The organism is Micromonospora sp. WMMD558, assembly GCF_049315255.1.
GTDB lineage: Bacteria > Actinomycetota > Actinomycetes > Mycobacteriales > Micromonosporaceae > Micromonospora.
In genome coordinates, this window is record NZ_CP186061.1 from 1,680,040 (window position 1) to 1,697,058 (window position 17,019).

At 73.0% G+C, this 17,019-nt stretch carries 18 protein-coding genes; 7 read left to right on the forward strand and 11 right to left on the reverse strand.

All coding sequences use genetic code 11. The annotated features are described in order from the left end of the window. The first annotated feature begins 289 nt into the window (after positions 1-289). Positions 290-808, forward strand: a complete 519-nt coding sequence (locus tag ACN26Y_RS08175) for an RNA polymerase sigma factor (RefSeq protein WP_230688923.1) — start codon at positions 290-292, stop codon at positions 806-808. Continuing rightward, positions 795-2,033 (forward strand): hypothetical protein, encoded by a 1,239-nt coding sequence (locus ACN26Y_RS08180; protein ID WP_422734550.1) that lies wholly within the window; start codon positions 795-797, stop codon positions 2,031-2,033. Before ACN26Y_RS08175 ends, ACN26Y_RS08180 begins: the two co-directional genes overlap by 14 nt. Before the next feature lie 51 nt (positions 2,034-2,084). Here ACN26Y_RS08180 and ACN26Y_RS08185 read toward each other — a convergent pair whose 3' ends face one another. Beyond that, on the reverse strand, positions 2,085-2,747 hold the full coding sequence (locus tag ACN26Y_RS08185) for a DUF5701 family protein (RefSeq protein WP_155329700.1): 663 nt from the start codon (positions 2,745-2,747) through the stop codon (positions 2,085-2,087). A gap of 125 nt (positions 2,748-2,872) precedes the next feature. Here ACN26Y_RS08185 and ACN26Y_RS08190 point away from each other — a divergent pair, with 125 nt between their 5' ends. Continuing rightward, positions 2,873-3,601, forward strand: coding sequence for a prepilin peptidase (locus tag ACN26Y_RS08190; protein ID WP_155329701.1), 729 nt, complete (start codon positions 2,873-2,875; stop codon positions 3,599-3,601). Positions 3,602-3,620: 19 nt separating this feature from the next. On the opposite strand, the gene ACN26Y_RS08195 is transcribed toward ACN26Y_RS08190, so the two are convergent. The 5 genes from ACN26Y_RS08195 to ACN26Y_RS08215 all read right to left on the reverse strand — a co-directional run bounded on the left by ACN26Y_RS08195 (position 3,621) and on the right by ACN26Y_RS08215 (position 9,343). Further along, entirely contained in the window at positions 3,621-4,517 is an 897-nt protein-coding gene (locus ACN26Y_RS08195; RefSeq protein WP_155331462.1) for an IS982 family transposase, read from the reverse strand. Between the two features lie 114 nt (positions 4,518-4,631). Next, on the reverse strand, positions 4,632-5,387 hold the full coding sequence (locus ACN26Y_RS08200) for a LytR/AlgR family response regulator transcription factor (protein ID WP_155329702.1): 756 nt from the start codon (positions 5,385-5,387) through the stop codon (positions 4,632-4,634). Beyond that, positions 5,384-6,610 (reverse strand): histidine kinase, encoded by a 1,227-nt coding sequence (locus ACN26Y_RS08205; RefSeq protein ID WP_155329703.1) that lies wholly within the window; start codon positions 6,608-6,610, stop codon positions 5,384-5,386. Before ACN26Y_RS08205 ends, ACN26Y_RS08200 begins: the two co-directional genes overlap by 4 nt. 33 nt (positions 6,611-6,643) lie before the next feature. Next, entirely contained in the window at positions 6,644-8,215 is a 1,572-nt protein-coding gene (locus ACN26Y_RS08210) for a sugar transferase (RefSeq protein WP_155333993.1), read from the reverse strand. A gap of 267 nt (positions 8,216-8,482) precedes the next feature. After that, positions 8,483-9,343 (reverse strand): Fpg/Nei family DNA glycosylase, encoded by an 861-nt coding sequence (locus ACN26Y_RS08215; protein WP_422734551.1) that lies wholly within the window; start codon positions 9,341-9,343, stop codon positions 8,483-8,485. A 24-nt stretch (positions 9,344-9,367) separates the two neighbouring features. Between ACN26Y_RS08215 and ACN26Y_RS08220 the strand changes: the two genes are divergently transcribed. Continuing rightward, positions 9,368-10,651: a glycosyltransferase family 4 protein gene (locus ACN26Y_RS08220; protein ID WP_155329705.1), complete on the forward strand. Its 1,284-nt coding sequence runs from the start codon at positions 9,368-9,370 to the stop codon at positions 10,649-10,651. A 19-nt stretch (positions 10,652-10,670) separates the two neighbouring features. Here the strand turns inward: ACN26Y_RS08220 and ACN26Y_RS08225 are convergent, their stop codons facing one another. The 5 genes from ACN26Y_RS08225 to ACN26Y_RS08245 all read right to left on the reverse strand — a co-directional run bounded on the left by ACN26Y_RS08225 (position 10,671) and on the right by ACN26Y_RS08245 (position 14,482). Further along, positions 10,671-11,387 (reverse strand): CDP-alcohol phosphatidyltransferase family protein, encoded by a 717-nt coding sequence (locus tag ACN26Y_RS08225; protein WP_155333994.1) that lies wholly within the window; start codon positions 11,385-11,387, stop codon positions 10,671-10,673. Beyond that, positions 11,371-12,438, reverse strand: a complete 1,068-nt coding sequence (locus ACN26Y_RS08230) for an iron-containing alcohol dehydrogenase family protein (RefSeq protein WP_155329706.1) — start codon at positions 12,436-12,438, stop codon at positions 11,371-11,373. The genes ACN26Y_RS08225 and ACN26Y_RS08230 overlap by 17 nt, the downstream gene beginning before the upstream one ends. Beyond that, on the reverse strand, positions 12,426-13,157 hold the full coding sequence (locus tag ACN26Y_RS08235; RefSeq protein ID WP_422734552.1) for a sugar phosphate nucleotidyltransferase: 732 nt from the start codon (positions 13,155-13,157) through the stop codon (positions 12,426-12,428). The genes ACN26Y_RS08230 and ACN26Y_RS08235 overlap by 13 nt, the downstream gene beginning before the upstream one ends. Positions 13,158-13,262: 105 nt before the next feature. Beyond that, the gene (locus ACN26Y_RS08240; protein WP_155329708.1) at positions 13,263-14,036 is read right to left on the reverse strand and encodes a hypothetical protein; all 774 of its coding nucleotides are present in this window, start codon (positions 14,034-14,036) and stop codon (positions 13,263-13,265) included. Next, complete coding sequence (locus ACN26Y_RS08245) at positions 14,033-14,482, reverse strand: NUDIX domain-containing protein (RefSeq protein WP_196255809.1); 450 nt, start codon at positions 14,480-14,482, stop codon at positions 14,033-14,035. The genes ACN26Y_RS08240 and ACN26Y_RS08245 overlap by 4 nt, the downstream gene beginning before the upstream one ends. A gap of 115 nt (positions 14,483-14,597) precedes the next feature. On the opposite strand from ACN26Y_RS08245, the gene ACN26Y_RS08250 reads away from it, so the two are divergent. From ACN26Y_RS08250 to ACN26Y_RS08260, 3 genes are all read left to right on the forward strand, one after another. Continuing rightward, on the forward strand, positions 14,598-14,990 hold the full coding sequence (locus ACN26Y_RS08250; RefSeq protein WP_155329710.1) for a cyclic nucleotide-binding/CBS domain-containing protein: 393 nt from the start codon (positions 14,598-14,600) through the stop codon (positions 14,988-14,990). A 100-nt stretch (positions 14,991-15,090) separates the two neighbouring features. Continuing rightward, on the forward strand, positions 15,091-15,549 hold the full coding sequence (locus ACN26Y_RS08255; protein ID WP_155329711.1) for an ester cyclase: 459 nt from the start codon (positions 15,091-15,093) through the stop codon (positions 15,547-15,549). A gap of 106 nt (positions 15,550-15,655) precedes the next feature. After that, positions 15,656-16,750, forward strand: a complete 1,095-nt coding sequence (locus tag ACN26Y_RS08260; RefSeq protein ID WP_155329712.1) for a PLP-dependent aminotransferase family protein — start codon at positions 15,656-15,658, stop codon at positions 16,748-16,750. Positions 16,751-17,019 lie beyond the last annotated feature (269 nt).

A 17,019-nucleotide genomic window follows, 5' to 3' on the forward strand; every position in this document is an offset into this window, starting at 1 on the left:
CCGGGTACCCGCCCCGGGCGCTGGGACGGGATCGTCGGCAGCGGCCACTCCGGCAGTCTGGCCCGATCGACGGGAATGTCAAGCGGGTGCACAAGGGCCCTGTGGACAACCTGTGGAGAACGCGTCACCCCTGTGGATAACTCCGGGGATGCCGACGGTGACCTGCGGCGACGACTCGGGTCCGCGGTGGGTGACGGTCGGGGCAGTCAGGGCGGCGGGATCCTCTCGTCGCGAGGTCGGAACCTTCTTCCTCGCCCGGGAGTGGGAGAGGTGGAGGAGGGAGGTGACGGTGTCCGACGACGACATCATCGGCGACATCTACGCCGGGTGTTTCCAGCGGCTCGTGGTGCAGCTGTACGCGGTGACCGGGGACCTGAGCGAGGCGCAGGAGGCGGTCCAGGAGGCGTTCACCCGGGCGCTCGCCGCGCCCCGGCGGTTCGCCGGCCTTGAGAATCCGGAGGCGTGGCTGCGCCGGGTCGCCGTGAACGTGGCCCGCAGCCGGTACCGGCGTCGCCGGGTACTCGACCGGCTGCTGCACCGGATCGGCCCGCCGCCGGTGGTCGCCGACACCGCTCCCGAACACCTGTCGCTGCTCGCCGCCCTGCGCGAACTGCCCACCGGCCAGCGGCACGCGCTGGCCCTGCACTACCTCGTCGACCTTCCGGTGGACGAGGTCGCCCACACCCTTGGCGTCTCGGTCGGCACGGTCAAGTCGCGGCTGTCCCGGGGCCGGGCGGCCCTCGCCGCGCGGCTCACCGACCCCGACGTCGCCTCGACACCAACCGGGAGGGTCGATGTCCGATCGTGAGTTCACCGGGTTCGACACCGCGACCGTGGCCCGCGCGGTACGCCAGCCACCTCTGGACGACCTGTGGGCGACCGCCCGCGCCCGCCGCCGAAGGCGGGCCGCCGGGGTCGCGCTGGCCGCCGTCGTCGCGATGGCCGGTATGGCCGTCGTGCCGCTGGCCGACCGGTCACCGGGCGTCGACTGGGCCACGCCCGAGCCGACCGCCATCCGCGAGGATCGCGGGACCCGGCTCTTCCTGACCGGCGGCGACACCGCGGTCGGTGTGGAGCACCGGAGCTGCATGCTCCGCTTCGCCCATACCGGCGACGCCGGTCGGACTTGGAGCGACTACGCGACAGCGGTGTACCAGGCACCAGGCTGCCAACCGGACGAGAACGGTACGGGCACCACCGACCTTCGGTTCAGTGTGCTCGATGAGCGTTCCTACCTGGTGTTCCACAACGGCGAGCGAAGTCTCTCCACCGACCACGGCCGCACCTGGCGGCCAGCGGATCAGGCGATGGTGGCGGTGACGGCCTTTCCGAGGGCGGCCCGCCCGGTCTTCTGTCAGGAGGGATGCGGTGCGATTGCCGAGCCGCTGGCGACCGACCCGGGGACGGGAACGGTTTACCGGCTGCGTGGCGATCCGGTGTCTCCGTACCCGCCGTTCAGCATCTACCCGGCTGCGGACGGGGCGATCTGGGTGACGTACTGGCCGGGGGGCGCGGATCTGCGGGCGACGGTCGCGCGCAGCGCGGACCGGGGTGCCACCTGGGCTACTTCCAAGGCGCCGGCCGGTGTCTCGGTGACCGCTGTGGCGGCGGTGAGCGGCGCGGAGGCGTACCTGTTGACCGAACCGGATCCGGCGCCCGGGACCGAGCCCATGAAGCCCGGCATCCCGTCGCGGCTGCTGCACACCTCCGACGGCGGGCAGACCTGGAGGGACGTCGGCACCGACGTGCCCAGCACTCGGGTCGTGCGCGGCTTCACGATCGGCGCGGACGGCTTCTTGATGATCTCGGACAGCCGGCACGAGGCCGAGGGAGCCACCGATCACCTGCTGGTCAGCCGCGACGGCGGGCGCCATTTCACCCGGGTGTCGGTGTACGGCCGGGAGGGCGGGACCGGTGTGTCGCCCGGTCGGGCCTGGCTCTACGGCCGGGACGACGTGTCCGTGCTCGGTGCCGACCACGTCCAGCTCACCACCGACGGTGAGACGTGGGTGCGCTTCCCGTTGCCGGACTGACGGGACCCGCTGGTGGGCCGGGCGCACGGGGGCCCGGCCCACCGGCGAGGGTCACTCCAGTCCGACGCGGACCGGGTGGGCGGAGGCGGAGCCGAGCCAGGTGTGCGGGTTGCCCCACCAGCACCAGCCGAGCTTCGGTGCGCCCTGGCTGATCCAGATCGCCGGCACCCGCTTGTCGCCGCAGCGGGAGCCGACCAGGGAGAAGCACTTGTTCTTCGCCAGGGCCGGCGGGTGCAGCGTGACGAGGGCGAGGCCCTCGTCGATGGTGAGCGGCAGGCGGTCCTGACCGGTGATCACCTCCATCGCGGAGGCGGGGGCGAGGTTCAGGGTCTCCTCGCCCCGGTCGACGTCGAACAGGAGGTACGCCGGCCCGGCCGGCACCTCCAGCTCCTTGATCGGATCGAAGCGGGCCAGGTCGCCGTCGGGGTAGTGCCGGTCGATGATTCCGGGCTTGGTCCTGCCCGCCAGCGTCGTCAGCCCGACGCGCGCTTCGACGGGCACCAGCTCGCGGGTCACGACCAGTAGGAACGGCACGCGACCCTCGGTCGGGGCGGGGAGGCCGGCCGCGCCGGTGGCCGCCGCCGCCCGCAAGGGGGCGACCAGGTCGCGGAAGCTCGCCGGGGTCAGGCCGGCCAGGGCCGGGTAGCCCAGCTCCACCAGCCGGTGCACCTGGCGGTCGAATTCGGCGGCGGGGTCGAAGGGGGTCTCGGTCACGGGCGGCCTCCTCGCTCTCGTACGGCCTACCGTACAGTGTACGAGGAGCGGCGGTTATTCCCGTTCCGCCGATCTCATCGTTTCGGGGCCCCGCTCCGGGGGCGGGCGTCGATACGATCCCGCCCGTGCTGCTCCCCCTCGTGGCCGCCGCCACCGTCGCCGGGGCCGGCTGGGGGCTGCTACTGCCCGGGCTGATCGACCGGTACGCGGTGGAGTGGCCGGCCGGCCGGCCGAAGCCACCCTGGCGCTCCGCCTGCCCCCGGTGCGCGACGGCGATCCCGCCCTGGTGGCGGTCGTCCGGCCGGTGCCCGGGGTGCGATCGGCGGCCCGTGCCGGGGCGGTGGGTCACCGTGCCGCTCTCCGCCGCCGCCTGCGGTGCCGCTGCGGCCGCCCTCGGCCCGACCTGGGCGTTGCCGGCGTTCCTGCTGCTGGCGGCCCTCGCCGTGCCACTGGCGCTGGTCGACCTGCGGGTTCTGCGGCTGCCCGACCCGCTGGTCGGCGTCGCCTTCCTCGGCGGGGTGGCGCTGCTGGTGGTGGCGGCGCTCGCGGAGCAGGCCGTCCCGGCGCTGGTACGCGGTGCGTTCGCCGCGCTCGCCTGTGCCGCCGGCTACCTCACCCTCGCCCTGCTGCCCCGCTCCCAGCTCGGCTTCGGCGACGTGAAGCTCGGCGCCGTCCTCGGGTTCCACCTCGGCTGGCTGGGGTGGCCGGCCGTCGTGGCCGGCGTGCTGCTGGCCCCACTGGTGAACCTGCCGCTCGTCGCCGGTCTCCTGATCACCCGCCGCGCGGGCTGGCGAACCCCCGTACCGTACGGCCCGGCGATGCTCGCAGCCGCGCTCGTCACCATGCTCGCCTAGACGAGTGATTCCGAATGGATCAGTGGTCGTACGCGGTCAGGGAGCGTTTGACGTCGGCGTTTATGCGCCAGTTGTGCCAGATCGCGGCGGTCATGGCCAGGAGCCGTTGGGCGACGCGGGCGTACACCCCGGCCGGTGTACGCCCGCCGTGTCCTTCCAGGTTGAGCTGGCCTTTCAGGGTCTGGTTGACCGACTCGATCCACTGCCGGACCCCGGCGAGGTTGCCGAAACGGCGCCGTTCGTCCTTGCGGTCCGGCCTGGCCAGTAGCACCTCGACCTGCTCGGCGCAGTAGCGTTCGATCGCCCTGCCAGCCAGGCCCTTGTCGGCCAGCACGACCATGCCCGGTGCCAGAGCGCCCAGTTCGCGTGCGTAGTCGAGCAGGTCCTCGGCGATCTCGCGTTCGCCGATCTTCGGGTCGGCCAGGCACCACGCCAGCGGGAGCCCTTCGGCGGTGGTCAACAGGTACAGCTTCAGGCCCCAGTACCAGCGCGAGTGCGACGCGCAGTAGCCGTAGCCGGCGATCTCGGCCAGCGCGGAGCGCTGCACGGTGGACCGAGAGGTGCCGCACGGCACCGGGGTGGCGTCCAGCAGCCGCAGCTGGTCGCCGATGGTGGGGCACAGCCCGGCCAGGTACATCGTGGTTCGGCAGATCAGCGGCGCGGCGGCCTTGACCCGCTTGTGGTAGCCGGGCTGTTTGGGCAGGTAGGGAAACAGATGCCCGAGACGGCCGTAGCAGATCCGCAGCCAGTGGTGCTCGGAGCGGGCGCCCAGCAGCACCTGAGCCACGGCCAGGCAGACCAGTTCGGCCTCGGAAAGTCGCTTCGGCCGGCCCGGGCCTTTGCGGCCGGGCGGGATGACGTGGTCGTCGATAAGCACGTACAGTGCGGTCAAGAGGGTGTCGAGGTCTGTCTTCACAAACGACCATCGATGCCCTCTCTACTTGCGCTGGTCAACCTGCCACGCCGCTCAACCCAGAGTTGGGAATCACTCGTCTAGGACGTGGCGGTGCGGCCCGGCTGCGCCGCCGGCCTAGCGGCTCCAGTCCTGCTTAGCCGCCCGGACCAGCTTGTCCTTCAACTCGCGGGTGTGCCGCCGGCTGACCGGCAGCTCCGTCGAGTCGACCACCACCACGTAGCCGGAGTTGACCAGCCGCAGCTCGGCGATGAGCTTCAACTGCACCAGGTAGGACCGGTGGATCCGGACGAACCCGGCGTCCGCCCAGCGCTCGGCCAGGGTCGCCAGCGACACCCGGACCAGGTGCGAGCCCTCGGCGGTGTGCAGCCGCGCGTAGTCGCCCTGCGCCTCCACCCAGCGCACCGCCGAGCGGGGCAGCATGCGGGTCGTCCCGGCCAGCTCGACCGGGATCGTCGGGTCCTCCTCGGCCCGCGCCAGCGCCGCCGGATGACTGGGCACCACCCGCGATCCGATCACCCGGCGCAGCGACTCGGCCAGCCGCTCGGCCCGGACCGGCTTGCGGACGTAGTCGGTGGCACCCAGGTCGAACGCGTCCACCGCACCGTCGTCGTACGCGGTGACGAAGACGATCGCCGGAGGCCGGGCGAAGCGCCGCAGCACCCGGGCCAACTCCATGCCGTCCAGGCCGGGCATCCGGATGTCGAGGAAGACCACGTCCACGTCGTCGTCGCGGAGCACCCGCAGCGCCTCGGTGGCGTCCCCGGCGGTGTGCAGCCGGGCCACCCGCGGGTCGGTCCGCAGGTGGTACGCCAGCTCGTCCAGCGCCGGTGGCTCGTCGTCCACCGCCAGCACCCGCAGGAACCCGCTCACGACCCCGCCCGTACGCCGGGGTGGAACTTCGGCACGCGCATGCTGACCTTCGTACCGGAACCGAGGCCGGTCTCCACCACCAGGCCGAAACCGTCCCCGAAGACCGACCGGAGCCGCTCGTCGACGTTGGAGAGGCCGACGTGGCCGCCCGGGTCGTCGCCCGGGTCGCCGCTGGCGCCGGCCAGCTCGGCGATACCCGCGGTCAGCGCGGCCGGGTCCATGCCCACTCCGTCGTCCTCCACCGTGATGTGGCACTCGGTGCCCGCGTCGCGGGCCTCGATGCTCACCATGCCCGTGCCGGGCTTCCGGGACAACCCGTGGCGCACGGCGTTCTCGACCAGCGGCTGGAGGCAGAGGAAGGGCAGCGTGACCGGCAGGACCTCCGGCGCGATCTGGAGCCGCACCTGGAGCCGGTCGCCGAACCGGGCCCGCTCGATGGTCAGGTAGCGGTCGATCGACCGCAGCTCCTCGGCCAGCGTCGTGAACTCGCCGTGCGCCCGGAACGAGTAGCGGGTGAACTCGGCGAACTCCAGGATCAGTTCCCGGGCCCGGTCCGGGTCGGTCCGGACGAACGAGCCGATCGCGGTCAGCGCGTTGTAGATGAAGTGCGGGCTGATCTGCGCCCGCAGCGCGCGGACCTCGGCCCGGGCGAGCCGTTCCCGCGACGAGTCGAGCTCGGCCAGGGCGAGTTGGTTGCCGGCCCAGTGCGCCGTCTCCAGGGTCGCCTGCACCAGGCCGGGCGCGGGTGCGCCGTCGGCGACGGCGACGAGCGCGCCGACGACCCGCCCGTCCACCCCGGTCAGCGGGGCGACCACCGCTCCCCGCACCGGGCAGTCCACCCGGTCGCAGTGCAGCTCGGCCTCCCCGAGCACGGTCGACCGGCCGGCCGCCACCGCCCGTCGGGCCGCCGCGACCAACTGGGCCTCGTGGTGCGCGCCGCGGCCGTCGACGGCGCGCAGCCCGTCGGCGTCGGTCAGCGCCAGGCCGACCGCCCCGACCAGGGCCCGCAGATGCCGTGCGGCCTTCGCCGCGTTCGCGGTGGTCAGCCCGGCCCGCAGTGGCTCGGCCGCGAGCCCGGCGGTGTGCAGCACCTCGTACGTGGCCCGCTGGGTGGCGGTGGCGATGCCCCGGCGGCCGCGCAGGCGTACCACCGCGAACAGGGCCGCGGCCAGCGCGGTGACCAGCGAGACGACGCCGACGACGGCGGAGAGGTTGCCACCCACGGTCGCGATCCTGACGGGTGGCGGCGGCTTCCGCTAGTACGCGCCCTTGCGGGCGACCACCACCCCGACCGTCCGCCACAGGATGCTCAGGTCGTACGCCAGCGACCAGTTGTCGACGTAGTAGAGGTCCAGCCGGACCGCCTCGTCCCACGACAGGTCGGAGCGGCCGGAGACCTGCCACAGGCCGGTCATACCGGGCTTGACCAGCAGCCGCCGCCGGACGTCGCCGAGGAAGTCGCCGTCGTCGGCGGGCAGCGGGCGTGGCCCGACCAGCGACATCTCGCCCTTCAGCACGTTGATCAACTGCGGCAGCTCGTCCAGCGACGACGCGCGCAGGAAGCGGCCCACGGGGAACACCCGGGGATCCTGCTTGATCTTGAACAGCATGCCGTCGGTCTCGTTCTGGTCGACCAGGCCGGCCAGCCGGTCCTCGGCGTCGACGTACATGGTGCGGAACTTCCAGACCCGGAAGGTCCGCCCCTCGTGGCCGACCCGGGGCTGCCGGAAGAACACCGGACCCGGGTCGGAGATGCGGATCGCGACGGCGATCACGAGGAAGATCGGTGCCAGCAGCAGCAGGCCGAGCCCGGCGGCCACCCGGTCGAGCAGGTTCTTCGCCAGCAGCGCCGGGCCGGAGAGGGTCGGCTCCTCCACGTGCAGCAGCGGCAGCCCCTCGATCGGGCGGATGTGCACCCGGGGGCCGGCGATGTCGGTCAGCTGCGGGGCCACGACGAGGTCGACACCCGAGCCCTCCAACTGCCAGGCCAGGCGGCGCAGCTCACCCGGCTCGGCGCTGGCCGACCCGCAGACGGCGATCGTGTCGCCGCCGACCTCGCGGACCAGGGCGAGGACGTCCCGCCCGGCGTAGATCGGAACCGGCGTCTCCACGCCCCGGGCCGCCGCGTAGCCGTCGGTTATGTGGATCGCGACCGGCACCAGGCCGGCGGCCGGGCTGCGGGTGACCGACCGGTAGACCTCCAGGCACTCCGGCAGGGTGCCCACCAGCACCATCCGGTGCCCGGCCTGGCCGACGTTGCGCCGGACGACGTGCAGCACGAACCGGGCCAGGATGCGACCCAGCAGGATCAGCAGCAGCGCGAGGAGCAGCGCGGTGCCGACCGTGAACCGGGACAGGTCGGTCTTGGTGGCGAACGCCAGGAAGGAGACGGTCGCGCAGACCGCCACGCCGCTGCGCATCACCCGCTTGAACTCGTCCGGCCCGAGGCCCAGGTAGCGCCGGTCGTACGACCGGTTGAACCAGAGGATGACCACCCAGCCGAGCGGCAGCAGGCCGAAGGCCACCGTGTAGAACCAGGTCGGATCGTCGTCGGCCTGGTAGAAGCCGGCCCGGGCCTGGTCGAAGGTGCGGATCGCGGTGAAGCTGGCGAACGCCGCCGCGGCGAAGTCCAGCAGCAGCAGGATGGCGGTGTACGGGCGGTGCCAGCGGGAGACCCGCCGCCGGGCCCGCGCCCACGCCGATCGGGGTACGCCGTTGTGGGTCGGCGGTGTCGGCGGCTGGATCTCGAAGCTGTCGACGTGCCGCACGAGTTTGCTCCGGCCTTCGTTGGATACCGGGCGCTGGAGGCTTGTCGTCACCTCACCCATGTCCTCCCGCATGACGCGAGCCGCTCACTCGGCGTGAAGGGCCCACGTCGCCCACCGTCCCAGTCTCCCACGCGGTCACCGCACCGGGACGCTCACCCGTGGGCGTGCGCGTCGGGACGAACCGCATGGCATCTGGCCGGCTCCGGACCATTTCAGAAGCCGGGGACCGAGCCACTATACCGATGGATGGGGGCCGTGGTGGAGACGCGACCCGGACGTTCGTCGCGCGGCGGCCGATTCCTCTCCGTAGTCGGTGAGGGTCGTCACTCACCGTACCAACCGGGACAACCGTCGGTCCGCGAGCGGCTTGCCGCCGGTCTGACAGGTCGGGCAGTACTGGAGGCTCGAATCGGCGAAGGACACCTCCCGTACGGTGTCGCCGCAGACCGGGCAGGGCAGTCCGGTACGGGCGTGCACCTTCAGCCCGGACCGCTTCTCGCCCTTCAGCTCCGCCGCCCGCTGGCCCACCGACCGGGCCACCGCGTCGCCGAGCACGTCCCGGGTCGCGGAGTGCAGGGTGGCGAGCTGCTCGTCGGTGAGCCGGTTGGTGAGCGCGAACGGCGACAGCCTCGCCGCGTGCAGGATCTCGTCGGAGTACGCGTTGCCCACCCCGGCCAGCACCGTCTGGTCGGTGAGCACCCCCTTGACCTGGCCCTTCCGGCTGCGGATGCGGTCGGCGAAGGTGGCCGGGTCGACGGCGAGCGCGTCGGGACCGAGGCGGGCCACCCCGGGTACCGCCGCCGGATCGGTCACCAGGTACACGGCCAGGCTCTTCTGGGTGCCGGCCTCGGTCAGGTCGAAGCCCGAGCCGTCGTCGAGGCGTACGCGCAGCGCGACCGGACCCTTCCCCGGGCGCAGCGGTGCACTCGACGGGAACGCCTCGCGGTAGTGCAGCCAGCCCGCCCGGGCCAGGTGGACCACCACGTGCAGGTTGTCGCCGAGCAGAACGTCGAGGAACTTGCCGTGGCGGCGCGCGTCGGTCACCCCTTGCCCGGCGGCGGCCGTGGGCGCCGGATCGTACGTCTTCAGGGCGCTGATCGCGGCGACCTCCAGGCGGTCGACACGCCGGCCCACCGCGCGCTGGCGCAGGTACTCCGCGAGCGCCTCAACCTCCGGTAGTTCGGGCACCAGCCAACGGTAGCCTCCAATCTCATGAAAATCGTGGTGGCGCACAACCGGTACCGGGAGGCCCAACCGTCCGGCGAGAACACGATCGTCGACGCGGAGATCGCCCAGCTGACCGCGGCCGGGGTGGAGGTGCTGCCGTTCCTGCGCAGCTCCGACGAGATCCCGTCGATGTCCCGGGCCGCCAAGGCGCTGCTGCCGATCTCCCCGATCTACGCCCCCAGGGCCCAGCAGGAGTTGAGCCACCTGCTGACCGAGCAGCGGCCGGACGTGCTGCACCTGCACAACCCGTACCCCCTGCTCTCGCCGTGGGTGGTGCGGACCGCGCACCGGCACGGGGTGCCGGTGGTGCAGACGGTGCACAACTACCGGCAGGTCTGCTCGTCCGGCCTGTACTTCCGGGACGGCATGATCTGCCAGGACTGTCGGGGCCGGGCGCTGGGCGTGCCCGCCGTCGTGCACCGCTGCTACCGGGGCTCGCGGGCGCAGAGCGCGCTGATGGCGACGACGCTCGCGGTGCACCGGGGCACCTGGCGGTCGGTGGACCGCTTCGTCGCGTTGACCACGGCGGTCGCCGACCACCTGCGTGACTACGGCATTCCGGACGAACGGATCGTGGTGAAGCCGAACGCGATCCCCGACCCGGGGGCGCCGTCCCCGCTCGGCACCGGTTTCCTCTTCCTCGGCCGGCTCTCTCCGGAGAAGGGGCTGGACCTGCTGGTCGACGCCTGGCGCCGGCACCCGGACGGCGCGCTGGGGCAGCTGCGCGTCGCCGGTGACGGTGAGCTGCGGCCGCTCGTCGAGGCCGCCGCCGCGGAGCGGACGGACGTGACCTTCCTCGGCCCGCTGGACCGGGCCGGGGTCCGGGCCGCGCTCGAATCCAGCGCCGTCGTGCTGGCCACCTCCACCTGGCACGACGTCCTGCCGACGGTGATCATCGAGGCGCTGGCCGCCGGCCGTCCGGTGCTCGGCACCGCGCTCGGCGGCATCCCGTACCTGGTTGGCGCGGACACTCCGCGCGAGCCGGCCGGCACCGGCCCGGCCGCGCCCGCCTCGGCCGCCGCTCCGGCGACCGGGCCGGGCTCACCCCCGCCGGCGTCGGCCGCCGCCGTGCCGGCCGGAATCGTGACGGGGGAGGCGGGCTGGGTGGTGCCGCCGGAGCCGGCCGCCCTCGCGGCGGCCCTGCCGCTGGCCGCCGCAGGTGCCGCCGGGCTGGCGTCCGCCGCCCGCTCCCGCTACGAGCGCACCTTCCACCCGGACGTGGTGACCAAGCGCCTGATCGACATCTACGCCGACGTCTCCCGCCCCTGACCGAGGCGGGGCGTCCGGGTCAGCGGAGGCTGGCCCGGGCCGAGAAGGCGATGCTGGCCAGCAGGAAGCCGCCGTTGACGACCGTGAACGCGACCACCACCCAGAGGGTGAGCGCGGGCGCGAACAGCAGCACCAGCCCGGCCACGAAGATCACCGCGCCGTAGTCGCGGACCAGCTTCACCAGGCGTACCGGCAGCGAGGTCGAGGTGACCATGCTGGCGGCGTTCGGGCCGGCCTGCATCACCGACGTCACCAGGTTGACCATCCAGGTCCCGGCGAACGCCGCGATGAGCCAGGTCGGCGTCGACGGGGTCTGCGCCACGGTGGTCGCGGTGAGCGCCGCGACCAGGGCGATCTGGGCCGCCACGTCGCAGAGCACGTCGACGCGGGCCCCGGCGGCGCTGCCCTGGCCGGTGACCCGGGCGAGCTGCCCGTCGGCGCAGTCCAGGGCGTACGCGACCTGCCAGCCGACCAGCGCCAGCACCCCGACCAGCCAGGCCGGTACGCGGCCGGCGGCGACCGGCTCGGCCAGCGCCACGACCGCCACCGAGGTGCTCAACCCGAGCACCAGATTGGTGATCGTCAGCGCGGTGGGTCGGAGCCCGAGCCGGTGGGCGACGACGGCGAACGCCGCGCCGATCCACTGGCTGACCGACTCGCTGAACAACCCTCCGCCGCGGTTGGTCCGGTAGAAGTCGGCAACCGTCGGCCGGGACGGCTCAGCCAAGGTGATCACGGAGGGCGTCACGGCAGTCTCCCAACCGGTTCCGGACGTCGTCGGCGGACAGGGCGAGGTGCTCGAGGATCGTGTAGCGGTCCGGGCGGGTCCGCGGGGCGTAGCGGACCGCCTCGACGAACTGCTCGTCGGTGAGCCCGACGTCGGCCGGGCGGGTGGCCAGGCCGTGCCGGTGCAGGCAGCGGGCGAGCTGCCCGAACCGCTCCAGGTCGCCCCGGAGCCAGGTGCAGAAGAGCGCGCCCAGCCCGGCCTGCTCCCCGTGCGAGCTGGTGCCGGGCCACAGGTGCTCGATCGCGTGGGAGATCTCGTGGTCGCCGCCGCTCGCCGGCCGGCTGGACCCGGAGATCGACATCGCGATGCCACCGAGGATCAGCGCCTCGGCCAGCGTGGTCAGGAACGCGTCGTCGGTGATCTTGCCGGGATGGTTGAGCAGCGCCTCGGCACCGGTACGGGCCAGGGTCACGGCGAGCCCGTCGATCGGCTCGCCACGGACCTGGTGGGCCAGTTCCCAGTCGGCGCAGGCGTTGAGGTTGCTCACCGCGTCGCCGATCCCGGCCTGGGTCTGCCGGTCCGGGCCGTGCTCCACGAAGTCGAGGTCGACGAGGACGGCGATCGGGATCTGGACGCCGTACGAGCCCTTGCCGCCCTCGTGGGTCAGGGACGCCACCGGGGAGGCGATGCCGTCGTTGGCGAGGCTGGTGGCGACGGTGACCATCGGGAGGCCGTACCGGGTGGCCGCGTACTTGGCGGTGTCGATCGTCTTCCCGCCGCCGATGCCGATCACCGCGTCGTAGTGGCGGCGACGGAGCCGGTCCCCCAGTTCGTTGGCGGAGTCGATGCTGCCGCCCGCCACCGTGAACACGTCGGCCGAGCCCAGCGTGGGCCGGCACAGGTCCACGATCTTCTCGCCCTGCCCCGGCCCGACCACCACCGCCACGTCGCCGCCGGCGGAGATCCGCCGGTCGGCGAGCAGCTCACCGAGGCCGGCGACCGCGCCGCGGCGGACCTCGATGGCGAGCGGCGTGGTGACGGTACGGGCTAGTAGCGGCACGCGATCTCCCGGGCGCGGGCCAGGTCGTCGTGGTTGTCGACCTCGACCCAGGAGACGTCGCCGATCGGCGCCGCGCGCACCTCGCCACCCCGGTCGGCGAACTCCTGGTAGCCGTCCTCGTAGTAGAGGTTCGGGTCCCGCCGCCAGGTCGCCTCGAGAGCGTCGGCCAACGCGTCGGCGACGTGCGGCTCGATGAGGGTCGCGCCGATGTACTCCCCGTCCGCCTCGCCCGGGTCCATCAGCTTGGTGATCCGGGTGAGCTGGCCGGCGGCGTCGAAGGTGGTCTTCATCTCCTCCTCGGCCAGCGTCTTGATCGTGTCGATCGCCAGGAGGACGCCCGGACCGCGCCCGGCCAGCAGGGTCTTCTCCACGCTCACCGGGTGGACCGTGTCACCGTTGACCAGCAGGACGCCTCGCGCGAACCACTCCCGGGCCAGCCACAGGGAGTACGCGTTGTTCCACTCCTCGGCCTTGTCGTTGGGCACGAGGGTGATCGTGACGCCGTACCTCTTCTCCAGGTCGGCCTGCCGCTCCCGCACCGTGTCGGCAGCGTAGCCGACCACGACGACGATCTCGGTGATCCCGACCTCGGCGAGGTTGCGCAGCGCGATGTCGAGGATGGTGGTGTCCCCGTCCACCGGCACCAGCGCCTTGGGCAGGGTGTCGGTGTACGGGCGCAGCCGCCGCCCGGCGCCAGCTGCCAGCACCATTCCGACCATGCCGGCATCATGTCCCGTTCGTCTGGCGTTCACCGGAGGAGGATAGCGCCGCGGTCCGGAACCGCCACCGGCAACCGGCAGCCCTCCGGCGCCGGTGCCGGGCGTCTAGCCGGGCAGGGCCGCCAGGTCGGCGAGCATCGTCAGCCGCTCCTCGGCGGTCAGCACCACGTACGGTCCGGCCGCCCGGCGGTCGGTCTCCAGCTCGATGGCGAGGCGCTCCGGCCCCGATGCCAGATCGACGATGCTGGTGGCGGTGTGCCCGGCGGCCGTCCACGCGGCCGTGTGCGCGTCGGCGCGGTGGTGGCGCAGCGTGCCGAGCCGGTTGAGCAGCAGCACACCGGGTGGGGTGCCGTCCGGCTCGTGGGGTGGCGCCATGGCCGCGAACGCGCCGCCCGCCGCCACGTCGCCGTCGTCGTCGGCCAGCACGAGGGCGTACGCGAGCACCCGGCCGAGCGCCTCGACCAGCCGCAGGACCCGGTCGGCGTGCCCCGCCCACAGCTCTCCGGTCGCCCGGGCGTGCACCTGCCACAACTCGTCGAGGAAGGCGAGCCCCCGTTCGGTGGCGGTGATCGCGCCGTCCGCCCCGCGGTGGACCATCCCGTGCGCGACGTGCCGGTCCAGCGCCCGCCGGCAGGCGGCCGGGTCCCGGTACCGGGTGACCGCCGCGAACCCGTCCGCCTCGACGGTGCCGCCCGGGACGGCGAGCCGGGTGCGCAGATCCACCAGGAAGCCGGTGGCGCGCGGACCGCCGTACCGCTGGCTGACCTCGGCGCCGCCGGCGTCGCGGCCGCCGCGCATGCCGGCGACGAACGTCCGGTCGACCGCGGGGGCCACCAGCCCGGCGAACCGGTGCGGCGCCAGGTCGACGGTGTCGTTCACGAACCGATCGTGCGGAGCAGGGCGAAGGCGTCCTCCGCGATCCGGCGGATCAGGCCGTCGTTGACGTGCCGGTGCTCGTCGAGCAGGTCGAGGTCTGCCTCGGTGAGCCAGCGGTACTCGGTGTGCTTGCCCACCTCGAGCGTCGGCCGGGCGAGGTCGCCGTCGACCCGCACCAGCCAGTCGCTCTCGATCCGTTCCAGCCCGTCGTCGGCTACGTACCGGTACTCGCCGACGAGGCCGAGCAGGTACGCGACCGTCCAGCCGGTCTCCTCGGTCACCTCCCGGCGCAGGGCGTCCTCGATCTCCTCGCCCGGTTCCAGGTGACCGCCCACGATGTCCCAGCAGTTGGGAAAGAGGCGCCGGTCGGGGGACCGCCGCTGGACGAATAGGCGGCCGTCGTCGTCGACGATCAGCGCGCCCGCGCAGCGCAGGGGCTCGGTGGACACGCCTCGACAGTAGCGAGCCGCCGAGGATCGTGGCGATGTCTGGTCTTGTCCCGCAAACACACCCGGCGCACCATGTTCCGTACCGGGTGCCACCGTCCCACAGGGGTGATGCGTGATGCAGGTTCGGGAAGCTATGTCCAGCCAGGTCCTCGTCGTCGGGCCGGAGCACACGCTCCGCCAGGCGGCGCAGATGATGTCGGCCCGTGGCGTCGGGTCGGCGGTCGTGATCGATCCGGACTCCGAGGGGATCGGGATCATGACCGAACGGGACGTGCTCAACGCCATCGGATCAGGTCTGGACTGCGACGTCGAACGGACCGGGGCGCACCTGACCTGGGACGTGGTGTACGCGGGACCGGAGTGGACGGTCGAGGAGGCGGCCGCCGCGATGGCCCGGGGCGGCTTCCGGCACCTGGTGGTGCTCGACGGCCGCGAGGTCGCCGGGGTGATCTCGGTGCGGGACATCATGCGGGTCTGGGCGGCCAGCCGGATGGTCGGCACCGGCTGAGTGCCGGCTCCGCCGGCCGCGACGAGGGTTGGGCCGCTGATCGACGGGTAAGGAATTCCCTGCGGGCGCGGACGGGCCGTGGCCCGCGGGGGAGGATGCCATGCCCGGCGCGGAGCGACTGGTCGAGCAGCAGTACGCGATGCTCCTGCGCCGCGACGTGGCGCGGTTGCCCGACCTGTACGCGCCGGACGCCTTCTACGCCATGCCCGGTGTCACCGTGCGCCCGATCGAGCTGCCCGCGCTGCTGCGGACCTGGACGGGCGCCTTCCCCGACCTGTACGTGGACCGGCTGGGCGCCGTGCAGACGGCCGGCGGGGCGGCGGTGGAGCAGCGGCTGACCGGTACCCAGACCGGGGTGCTGCACACGCCCTTCGGCACGGTCGCACCGACGATGCGGACGATCAGCTGGGACGTCGTGGACATGGTGCGCGTACGGCGCGGGCGGATCGCGGCCTGGCGGTCCTACTTCGACTGGGGACAGTTGGTGACCGCGCTCGGCCTGCACGTGGAGGGGCTCTCCCGCGAGGCGCAGCACGACCCGCTCGGCCTTCCGGTCTGATCTGCCGCCGACCGGTCGGCCCCGGTCACCCGTCCCGGTGGCTCAGGATGCGGACATCGCCGTGCCGACCGCGCGTACCCCGTCGCCTTCCGTACGCTCAACAGCCATGACCGCCGAGCAGCTGATCTCCTTCGCCCGTGGCGCTCCCTCGTTGGACATCGTCGATGTCGAGGGGCTCAAGGCCGCCGCCGTCCGCGCGTTCGACGCCGACCCCGCCGGAGTGACGGCGTACGGCACCTCCGTCGGTTACCTTCCCCTGCGCGAGTGGATCGCGAAGAAGCACGGAGTCCAAGCCGACCAGGTCCTGGTCACCAACGGTTCGCTGCAGGCCGACGCGTTCCTCTTCGACCACCTGGTCCGTCCCGGCGACGCGGTCGTCGTGGAGCGCCCCACCTACGACCGGACGCTGCTCAACCTGAAGCGGATGGGCAGCGAGCTGCACGGCATCACGATCGAGCCCGACGGCCTGGACACCGCCGAGCTGCGCAAGCTGCTGGAGTCCGGGGTGCGCCCCCGGCTGGCCCACGTCATCCCGAACTACCAGAACCCGGCGGGTGTGACGCTCAGCCTGGACAAGCGGCGGGAGCTTCTCGACCTCGCCGCCGAGTACGGGTTCACGATCTTCGAGGACGACCCGTACGCGGACGTCCGTTTCCGGGGCGAGGCCCTGCCGTCGATGCTCTCGCTCGACACCCGCAACGTGGTGGTCCACGCCTCCAGCTTCACCAAGACGGTCTGCCCGGGCGTCCGGGTCGGGTACCTGGTCGGGCCGGCGGACCTGATCGCCGACATCGCCAAGAAGGCGACCAGCCTCTACATCTCGCCGGGCATGGTGTCCGAGGCGATCGTGTACCAGTTCTGCGTCTCGGGGGCGATCGACCGCTCGATCGAGACCGTGTGCCGGGCTCTCGGCGAGCGCGCCCGGGTGCTGGGCGAGTCGCTGCGGCGGCACCTCCCGCAGGCCCGGTTCGTGGAGCCGGACGGTGGCTACTTCCTCTGGGTGGAGTTCCCCGAGGACGTCGACGTGGACAAGCTCGCCCCGGCCGCGGCCGAGCGTGGCGTCGCCGTGGTGAAGGGGAGCGACTTCGTCCTCGACGGGGGGCGGCACGCGCTGCGCCTCGCGTACTCGGCGGTGACCGCCGACCGGATCGACGAGGGCGTACGCCGACTCGCCGAGGCGGTCGCCGCAGTTCGCGGCTGATTTCTGTCGGGTTTCCGACAGTTCGGCGATATCAGCCGCCCCGGGGCTCCCGCCGGGGCGGCTGCCGGCCCACAATGCTGCGAGCGTCATTCACCACGTGTAGCGGAGGTCACCGGCGCGTGACCGGGCCGCGCCCGTCCCGGGCGCACTCGCCCCGCCCGCACGTGGCCCGGCGCCACCAGCACAATCCCCCGCCCCCAAGAGGCGCCGGGTGGGCCGTGTCGTCCCCTCACCCCCCAACGCGGCCCGGCCCGCCCGGCGCCACCCCC